The organism is Kitasatospora sp. NRRL B-11411, assembly GCF_000721345.1.
Taxonomy (GTDB): domain Bacteria; phylum Actinomycetota; class Actinomycetes; order Streptomycetales; family Streptomycetaceae; genus Kitasatospora; species Kitasatospora cineracea.
The window spans coordinates 1-7828 of the sequence record NZ_JOGH01000223.1 but is presented as its reverse complement, the minus strand read 5'-3'; the positions used below and the strand labels follow the sequence as shown (position 1 = coordinate 7828).

6 protein-coding genes and 2 pseudogenes are annotated in these 7828 nt (G+C 72.1%); 4 read left to right on the top strand and 4 right to left on the bottom strand.

Translation table 11 applies throughout. The features are described 5' to 3' along the window. The coding region (locus IH44_RS0139025) for an N-terminal phage integrase SAM-like domain-containing protein (RefSeq protein ID WP_198545117.1) at positions 1-721 on the bottom strand (721 nt) is incomplete at its 3' end. Positions 722-1267: 546 nt separating this feature from the next. Between IH44_RS0139025 and IH44_RS0139020 the strand changes: the two are divergent. The 4 genes and pseudogenes from IH44_RS0139020 to IH44_RS0139005 form a co-directional block, all read left to right on the top strand. After that, a pseudogene (locus IH44_RS0139020) lies at positions 1268-1687 on the top strand (flavodoxin family protein); the annotation flags it as partial. Positions 1688-1876: 189 nt separating this feature from the next. Continuing rightward, entirely contained in the window at positions 1877-2227 is a 351-nt protein-coding gene (locus IH44_RS0139015) for a hypothetical protein (RefSeq protein ID WP_030464606.1), read from the top strand. Then, positions 2224-2484 carry a hypothetical protein gene (locus tag IH44_RS0139010; protein WP_030464605.1) on the top strand — a complete coding sequence of 87 codons (261 nt, stop codon included), beginning with the start codon at positions 2224-2226 and terminating at the stop codon, positions 2482-2484. Before IH44_RS0139015 ends, IH44_RS0139010 begins: the two co-directional genes overlap by 4 nt. A 56-nt stretch (positions 2485-2540) precedes the next feature. Further along, positions 2541-2945 (top strand): annotated as a pseudogene (locus IH44_RS0139005) (flavodoxin family protein); the annotation flags it as partial. 374 nt (positions 2946-3319) lie between these two features. Here the strand turns inward: IH44_RS0139005 and IH44_RS0139000 are convergent. The 3 genes from IH44_RS0139000 to IH44_RS0138990 form a co-directional block, all read right to left on the bottom strand. After that, complete coding sequence (locus tag IH44_RS0139000) at positions 3320-5404, bottom strand: prolyl oligopeptidase family protein (protein WP_030464603.1); 2085 nt, start codon at positions 5402-5404, stop codon at positions 3320-3322. A gap of 305 nt (positions 5405-5709) precedes the next feature. Next, positions 5710-6714 carry an MASE1 domain-containing protein gene (locus IH44_RS0138995; RefSeq protein ID WP_051818270.1) on the bottom strand — a complete coding sequence of 335 codons (1005 nt, stop codon included), beginning with the start codon at positions 6712-6714 and terminating at the stop codon, positions 5710-5712. A gap of 102 nt (positions 6715-6816) precedes the next feature. Beyond that, positions 6817-7647: a PP2C family protein-serine/threonine phosphatase gene (locus IH44_RS0138990; RefSeq protein WP_030464601.1), complete on the bottom strand. Its 831-nt coding sequence runs from the start codon at positions 7645-7647 to the stop codon at positions 6817-6819. Between the last annotated feature and the right edge of the window lie 181 nt (positions 7648-7828).

Here is a 7828-nt window from a genome sequence, read left to right as displayed (position 1 = left end):
CCTGGAACCGCCCGCACGACGTCCACACCGGAGTCGCCGACCCCCTCGTCCCCAACTTTCCCGACCCCAAAATCATGTCAGCAAGTTGAAGCGGGACATGCCGCAGGAACGCGGCCGCCTCGTCAGGGGTCCAGCAGGTGCGTTCGGCGGCGCGGGGCTTGGGCGGGACGGCGTACTTGGCGGGGTTGTAGCGCAGACGCCAGGACCGGACGGCCGCGTTCAACGCGTTGCGCAGCGTAGCCATCACCCGGTACACGGTCACGCGCCCGCGGCCGGCCTCCTGCTGGGCGCGGATCCAGTCCTCGATGTGCTGGGGGCGCAGATCCGGCAGCCGGTGCCGGCCGAACGCCGGGATCAGGTCACGTTGCACGCAGTCCGCGTACCCGGCGTAGGTGTTCGGCGCCAGCTCGCTCTTCCGCGCCGCGAGCCACTCCCGCAGGAAGCTGGCGACCGTGGTGCGCCGGTTCTCGTAGACCCCGCGCAGCTCGCCGTCGAGCACGGCTCTCATCTCCCGGGTGGCTTCGGCGCGGGAGGAGAACCCGCCTCGCCGGCGGGTGCGGCGCCGTCCCTCGTTGGGAGCGAGGTCGACGCAGTACGTCCACGTTCCGTGCTTCACATCCGCGGCCAACTGCGGGCACCACGACCCCAACTGCTTCCCGCTGCTGCCGTCCTTGCAGCCGCACCGCCGGTACACCCTGCCCCGCTGGGGACGCTGTCCCATGAACCCCTCCTCGCACTCGGTGCTCTCCGGCACCAAGGCTCGCTGGCTCGTTCGGCGTGTCGGCAGGGCGTGGGGTGTGGGACACGAAGCACGTGGCGGTCGCCTGGCGGCGACACGCACCAGACAACACACCGGGAGGAAGATCGCAGTCCCTGGCGGATGGGTAGAGAGTGTCCCCGCGCACCTGGGAGCAGGGACGCAGGGTTCGATAGGTCGGCTTCTTCGATCGGGCGATGGCCGTTGGCCAGCCGTCTTACGAGGAACTGCTGGGGTCCTGCATCCAGCGCCTTGGTGGTGGCTGCCTCTCACGCGCCTCTCACGGACTGGGTGTCACGAGGCAGTATTGGGCGTCATGGAGGCTGGACGTGACATGCCCTGACCTGCGGAATTCGGATGGGTGAGCGCCAGTCAGACGCCAGTTCGGACGCTGGGGGGCAAGGGCGGTACAGGTTCAAATTCTGTGGTCCCGACACGTGTGACAGGCGGGTCCACCAGTGCGTTCGAGTGAATGGTGCACGTGGAGAATGCTGTGGGATCTGGGGTGCCTCCTCCGTCATGAAGCGCGTCATCGAGCGGCTGTACTCCTGCTCGTCCGTCCTCAACGAGCACGGCCAGTACGCCTACTACGGGCGGGTCGGCGGCTGCCTGATCACCGGCAACGAGGACGGTGCGAAGCACTGCGCGATGAACGTGCTGTACAGCCTCCAGCACCTGGGTTTCGTGATCCCGCCGCAGGCCGACGCGGGCTGGGTGGGCCCGGCCGGCCCCGGCCCCTCCTACCTCGACGAGGGCTCCGGCGGCCCCGAGAACGACTTCACCAACCGCAACGTCACCTTCATGACCTGGAACCAGCTCCACCTCGCCCGGCTGCTGAAGGACGCGGGCGGTATCCCGGCGCACGGCAACCAGCGCTCGGAGTGGGACGCGGGCTGCCGCTTCGACTTCGAGAACCCCGAGCACCGGTAGGGATCTTCGCCGGACCTGGTGGTCCTGGCCGGCGGTGTGCCTCACGGCCGCGACAGCGAGGGGGACTTGGCGGCGTAGCTGGCGAGGTCGGCGACGGTCGGGGCCAGCCGGGTGCTGAATTTTTCGGGTGCGTGAAGTGTGTCATTCGGAGCGAGTAGCCTCGCAGCAGACGAGAGAGGGAGTGCCGCCATGAGTCAGCCCGCGCACGGCGGAGTCGAGCTGATCCCCCGGCCCGAGCGGAACCCGGCCGCGCTCAAGGCCGCCCTGGCCGTCGTTGCCGCGGACCGCCTCCCCGAGATGATCGACGGACAGACGAAGGCCATGGCCGAGGCCATCACCAGCGGCAGCGTCCAACCCATCCGGGCATTCGTCGCGCACTGGGCCGCCGTGGTGGAGATCGAACGCCACCCGGCCACGGCCCGGGCCTACCACCGGGCGAATTACCTCGCCAACCACGCCGGCACCGTCCAGGAGTGCAGAGAGCACGCCACCGCCGTCGCCGAGATCTACCGCGCCGCCTACGCGGCGGTGAACGGATGACCTGGAGCTGGGAGTACTTGCCCAGCAAACAGCACGTCACCGCTGGAGCGCCGACCGGCTTCCTCGCCGCTGTCGAAGAACGGGCGGCCGAACTCGTCCGGGCTGCCGAAGCGCTCTACCTGGACGGGACCACCTACCAGGGCAGCGGCGAACCGATGCACTACCTCGACGTCGCAGGCGGCCTCCTCGCCTACTACGTAGTCCCACGCCTCGAACTCGTTGTCCTCTGCCAGATCACACCACCACCGGCCCTCTGAATTTTGTACCCAGATCCCCGGCGAGCCGGAATCGGGGCAGCTCGGGTGGGGTCTGGAGCGTCTCCTCCGTCATGAAGCGCGTCATCGAGCGGCTGTACTCCTGCTCGTCCGTCCTCAACGAGCACGGCCAGTACGCCTACTACGGGCGGGTCGGCGGCTGTCTGATCACCGGGAACGAGGACGGTGCGAAGCACTGCGCGATGAACGTGCTGTACAGCCTCCAGCACCTGGGTTTCGTGAGCTGGGTGGGTCCGGCCGGGCCGGGGCCGTCGTACCTGGACGAGGGGTCGGGTGGGCCGGAGAACGACTTCACCAACCGGAACACCACGTTCATGACGTGGAACCAGCTGCACCTGGTGCGGATACTGAAGGACGCGGGCGGCATCCCGGTGCACGGCAACCAGCGCTCCGTGTGGGACGCGGGCTGCTGCTTCGACTTCGAGAACCCCGAGCACCGGTAGGGATCTTCGCCGGACCTGGTGGTCCTGGCCGGCGGTGTGCCTCACGGCCGCGACGGCGAGCGGGAGTTGGCGGCGGCCTTGGTGATGACGGCGATGGCCAGGGCGCCCGTCCATGTCGGCGGCAGGTTCCACGCGTCGGCAGTCCGGGGATCCGGTACCGGGGAGAGCGGTGGCGCGGCCGGATGCTTCCACGGCGCTCCGGTACGGCACCGGCTTTTCCCGGGCCGGTTGTCCTACCGGGGCGCGGCAAGGACGTCTCGGCGTCCTGACGCAGGCACCGGCCGCGAGGTGGCGGCGTGATCATGCGTCAGGGGGGGTGGGCGGGCCCCCGGTGCTTCAGGGGCGGGGGTCGTCTCCACCTGATCGGCCGCCGGTCATTCTGGTCGCGCCGGGATGCCGAGCGTCCAGCAGAGGAAGCTCAGCTCGTCGACGTCCTGCTCGATGAGGGCCGAGAGGGTGGTTCCTCCGCCGTGGCCGGAGTCGCGCAGCGGTACCAGCAGGTAGGGGCCGCCCTGCGGGGCGTCGGCTTGGAGGGCGGCGATCATCTTGAGCGGGTCGTGCGGCGGTACGGTGCGGTCGTTGAGTGCGGACACGATCGCCATCACCGGGTAGCGGCGATCGGGCCGCACGTTGTGGTAGGGGGAGTAGGCGGCGAGGTAGGCGCACTCGTCGGGGTCGTCCGGCGAGCCGTATTCGACCGTGGTGCCACTGAGGTTGGGGAAGGCGGGGAAGCGCAGCATGTCGAGCAGGGGTGCGCGGCAGTAGACGGCGCCGAACGCTTCGGGTGCCTGCAGCGCGGTGACGGCCACCAGCAGACCGCCGTTGCTGTTGCCGCGCGAGGCGATCCGGTCGGGGGCGGTCCATCCGGTGGCGACCAGGTGGCGGGCCGCGGCGACGTAGTCGTCGAAAGCGTTCTGGCGTCGCGTGCCGACGGCTGCCTGGTGCCAGTCGCGGCCGTATTCGCCGCCGCCGCGGATGTTGGCGTAGGCCAGCACTCCGCCGAGCTGGAGCCAGGCGGCGTTGACGGCTGAGAAGCGCGGTTCCACGGGGATGTTGAAGCCGCCGTAGCCGCTGAGCCGGACCGGGCGCCGTCCGTCGCGCGGCAGGTCGGCGCGGTGGACGAGGAACATCGACACGGGGGTGCCGTCGGCCGACTCGTACCAGACCTGTTGCGTGGTGTACGCGGCCGGGTCGAGGCCGGTGTCCGGTACGTGGTAGGCCTCCAGGCGGTCGTGGGCGTAGTGGTACTTGTAGACCGACGGCGGCTGCACGAACGAGGTGAAGGCCACCCACACGTCATCGCCGTGCCACGAGCCGGTGACCCCGCTGACGACGCCCTCCCCCTCGTTCCGGTTGACCGAGCCGAGGGAGGGGAGCGCCAGGTCCCTCAAGTGACTGCCGTCCTCGGCGTGGACGGCCACCCGGTGCGAGGCGGCGCGCGAGTAGACGGCGTAGAGGCGGCCTCCGATCCCGGTGACGGTCTGCAGGATGTCCGGGCCTTCCGGGATGAGCGTGTGCCACGAGGTCGGGTCGGTGAGGGGAGCACGGCACAGGCGTCCGCGCGGCGCGTCGAGGTCGGTCCACACGAGGACCGCGTCGTCGATGACCTGCACCTGGTTGACCGACCGCATTCCGGTGGCCACCGGGATCAGCTCGTCGTCGGCGAGGCGCAGCAGGGTGACGTCGTTGGCGTGCACGAAGTCCCACACGGTGATGACGGCGTACCGGCCGCACTCGCTGGTGCGCACGGTGCACCAGCGGTCCTTGTCGCGATCGTCCCCGAAGACCTTGCGGGCCGGGGCGGCCGAGCCGATCCGGTGGTCGTAGACGGTGTGCCAGTAGGCCTCCTCGCCGGGCGGGACCTCGCCGGGCTCCGGGCGGGCGGTGTAGAAGAACCCGGACGAATCGGGGCGCCAGGCGACCGAGCCGTGGTCGGTGCCCCGCGGCCGGTCGGGCAGTAGCCGGCCGGTCTCGACGTCGAGGACGTGGATCACCGCGTTGTGCGTGCTGCCGCCGGCCCGGCCGAACGCCACCAGGGTGCCGTCGGGGGACGGCTCGGCGAACACCAGGACGTCGCCGGCCGGCCAAGCACCCGGGTCGAGCACGGTTTCCGCAGGGGAGCCGGTCGAACGGTGCATCACCAGGGCGGACTTCTCGTCGTCGGCACCGGCCTGCCAGCGGAAAGTGCGCCCGTCCCGGCCCGCAGGGATCGGCGGGGACAGACGCGTGTGACGAGCGGAACGGGCGACGGCGGCGCGCAGACCGTCGCGGCCGGGGACGCCGTCGAGCACGGTGCGGGTGACGGTCTCCTGGGCGGCGATCCAGTCGACCGTCTCGGTGTCGTCGAGCCGCTCCAGCCAGACGTACGGGTCCTCGTAGTGCCGACCGTGCAGCGTGTAACCGCCCTCGGGGGCGCGGCGCGTCGGGGGGACCTCCACAGGCAGCGTCAGCCTGGCCATCAGATGCCTCTCTCACGGGCCGGCGCACGGCCCCGGGAAGTTGTCCGGGATGAAAACGGCCCCAATCCAAGCAGACGTCCCGGCCACCGCGCATGAGCGACCTCTGTCGGTTCCGCACCACCGGGCCGATGCGCCCTTCCCGCACATCCGGGAGGAAGCCCGTCGCTCGTCCGCAGCGGATCGTTCGGAGGCAGGGACCGTGGCGCGGGGCCGGGGCGCGGGGCCGGTGCGCGGTCGGCCCCTACCCGCTGCCGGGACCGGCTCGCGGCGGGCCGGGCGGGGTTCGTAGGGTGGTCGGTCGTCCGTCAGCCGGGGCGACGGGGGTCGGCGGGGGGCGGCCAGGGGCCGTCGGCCTCGCCCGGGGCGAGGCGGTTCACCACTTCGGCGAGGGCGATGCACGCCTGCTCGATGGTGTCGAGGGTGTTCTCGCGTTCGGTGGTGACGGCGGCGAGCAGCAGTCCGGTCAGGGCGGCGACGCCGTTGAGGGCCTGCAGCTGGACCATCACGGCGAGCAGGCCGTGGTGGGCGAACGGGCCGATGTGATGGACGGCGGCGGGAACGGCGAAGACGGACACCACCAGGACGCACGGCGCGGCGCCGAGCAACTGGAAGCGCAGCGCCGCCCACATCACCACCGGCAGGACCAGGAAGAGCAGGGAGAGCGGGCTGCGGGTCGCGGTGAGCACGGTGACGGCGGTGACCGCCAGCAGGCCGAGGGCCTCCGCCCAGCGGCGCAGCGGTACGTCGCGGGGCATCCGGGCGGCGCGCACCGCCAGCAGCAGCGGGGCGACCACCAGCACGCCCATCGCGTCACCCGTCCACCACGCCGTCCAGGCGGGCCAGAACTGGTGCGCCGCCAGCGCGCCCTCGGACACCAGGAGCAGGCAGGCGGTACTCGCACTGATCAGCGTGGAGACGAGCGCCCCCAGGAAGACCAGCGCCACACCGTCCCGCAGCCGGTCGAGCTCGACCCGGAAGCCCACCCGGGCCAGCAGCAGGACGGCCACCACCGGGGCGAGCGTGTTGCCCGCCGCGATGCCGAAGGAGGCGGGGGTGATCGCTCCGAACCCCGCGATGACCAGCAGGGCGCCGAGCGCGATCCCGGGCCACACGCGCAGGCCGAGCAGCAGCAGGCCGGCCACGGCGACGCCGGTCGGCGGCCACAGCGGGGTGACGTGGACGCCGCCCACGACGACCTGCGTCAGCAGGCCGAGCCGGCCCCCCGCCCAGTACACGAGCGCGACGCCGAGGATCGACAAGCCGGCCACCGCGGTCTCTCCGGCCTTCGCGTTGCGCAGCACAGCAGCCATCTCATCGCACGCCGCCGCCCGGCCCCGGCCGTGACACGCCCGGAGGGTCGGCCGGGTCGGCCGGGTCGGTCGGGTCGGCTAGGTCGGTCGGATCCGCTGAGGTCACCCGCCGTGGCAGAGCACCAGGACGGCGGCGTCGTCCTGGTGCCCGGTGAGGTCGGCGACCTCCAGCACCCGGCCGGCCAGCTCCCCGGGCTCGGCGCCCACCCCCGCGCGCACCCGCCGCAGGACGTGCTCCAGGCCGGTGTCGAGCGAGAACGCGGGCCCCTCCACCACGCCGTCGGTCACCAGGACGACCGCCTCCGTTCCCGACAGGCGCCGCCGCGTCACCGGGTAAACCTCGCCGGGTTCGATGCCGAGCGGCAGCCCCACCGCGTCGGGGTTCTCGGTGTCCTCGATCCCGGACCGGCCGTCGGCGCTGGCCCAGATCGCCGGGACGTGGCCGGCCCGGGCGACGGACAGTTCGTGGGTGGCGGGGTCGAAGCGCAGGAAGCAGCAGGTGGCGAAGAGGCCGTCGGGCAGGGACAGCAGCAGTTCGTTGGTCCGGGCCAGCACCTCGCCGGGGTCGCTCGCCGCGGTGGCCAGCGCCCGCAGGCCGATCCGGACCTGGCCCATGAACACGGCCGCCTCGACGTCGTGGCCCTGCACGTCGCCGATGGTCAGCCCGAGCGTCCCGTCCGGCAGCCGGAAGCCGTCGTACCAGTCGCCGCCGATGTCCAGGCCGTGGCGCGCGGGCGCGTACCGGGCGGCGGTCCGCAGCCCGGGCAGGCTCGGCAGCGCGGCCGGGAGGAACTCGCGCTGCAGCGCCATGGCGAGTTCGACCCGGGCCCGCTGCCGCTCGGCGTGCTCCAGCGCCCGGGCGGTGAGCTCGCCGAGCTTGCCCAGCAGCTCGTGCGCGTCGGCGGGGTGCGACGGGTGACGGCGACGGCTCACGGGCGGCTCCAGCACGGCCTCGGCTGACGGGCGGCGGGCGGCTGTCCTGCCACCGCGTGCGTCCATTGTCCCTTCACCCGATCGGACCCGCCCCTGCGGCCGCCGACGGGCCGCCGACGCCTCCGGAGGCGGGACGGGGAGGGGGATGGAGAGGCGGGCGGGACGGGGAGGGGGACGGAGA